General features: G+C 70.3%; 1 protein-coding gene. It reads right to left on the reverse strand.

Annotation, left to right across the window (positions count from 1 at the left end; all coding sequences use genetic code 11):
- Positions 1-199: 199 nt before the first annotated feature.
- Positions 200-982, reverse strand: a complete 783-nt coding sequence (locus AB0J58_RS45095; RefSeq protein ID WP_364228022.1) for a hypothetical protein — start codon at positions 980-982, stop codon at positions 200-202.
- Between the last annotated feature and the right edge of the window lie 174 nt (positions 983-1,156).

Below are 1,156 nucleotides of genomic sequence, written 5' to 3' on the forward strand. Positions count from 1 at the left end.
CACGCGGCTTGCCGGCGGCGGTACGCGCGCTGGGCGGCGACCCTCCGACACGACGCTGAGCAGTATGCGGCATCCTCGCGAGGATGCTCTCTCCCCCGCCCGTCGTCCTGCCAGCGGAACTCCCGCCCACAGCCGGAGAGAGCGCACGTTTTCACATCGGGCAGGGTGCCGCGGCCTCGGCAGGTCGGGCAGGACTCGCTCACGACGCCCGCCGGCGGGTCTTGGCGCCCTCGATCGCTTCCTGCGCCCTGCCTTCGTACTCATCGACCGTCATGACCATGGGGCCGCCGCGGGAGGCTCCGCAGTCGCGGTTGCGGCACTCGATGCGGTCTTCGCCCTCGATTTGGGAGAGCGTCGCGAGGTGGCACTGCGGGCAACGCAGCTGCTTGGAGATGCGGCGGGGGCGGGTTTTCGCGGCGGAGGACAGGCGGTTGTGCCAGTACAGGATGCCGGTGCCGAATCCTTCGGCGAAGTCTGGGCGGGTGAGAATGTCGTCCAGGTGGGTGAGGAACCATGCGACCGACGAGGTGAGAGCAGGGGCGGCTTCCCCGCGGTGCGGGGATGTCGGCCAGCCGCGCGAGGACCGGTATTCGTTCTCCCATTCGCGGAGCCAGCGGACGAGCTCGTCGAGGTCGTCGTGTGCTGGCGATGGGGAGTTCGGTTCCGGGGAGGACGACACCCGCTCGCCGAGGTTGATGGAGCCGTGCCCGTCGCCGGCCATGAGGCGTAGCGCCATCTGCTCGTCAAGGTCGGTGAGGGCAGACCGTACCGCGGACGCGTCCGACAGGCACCAGACGGGTGTGCCGGCCGTCCAGCGGAGGGAAGGCTCATCGGGGCGGACAGGCTCTGGGCCGCGGGCGTCGTCGGCGGCGTTCGCCCAGGCGTCCATCTCTGCCTGCCATGCGGCGAGGTCGCGGGCGTGTTCCTCCGCCCTGCGGCGCTGAGATGCGTTGCAGCGACCGATGCAAACTCGATCGGACATTGGTGGCCTCCCCGAGGTCGTACGCTTGGGACAGGCTCTGGTGACGGTGGGGCCGGTGAGGTTGGCGGGCGGTCCTCCGGTGGGCGGGGGGCCGCTTCTGCTTTCTAGCGTTCCGCGGCGTCGAGTTCTTCCCGTCCGAGCTGCCCGAGCCAGTCGCCGACGTCGACCAGGTCC

Source organism: Streptosporangium sp. NPDC049644 (assembly GCF_040675205.1).
GTDB lineage: Bacteria > Actinomycetota > Actinomycetes > Streptosporangiales > Streptosporangiaceae > Streptosporangium > Streptosporangium fukuiense.

Coding starts and splice junctions, on each gene's coding strand:
- AB0J58_RS45095 (WP_364228022.1), bottom strand. CDS start 982: ATGTCCGATCGAGTTTGCATCGGTCGCTGCAACGCATCTCAGCGCCGC.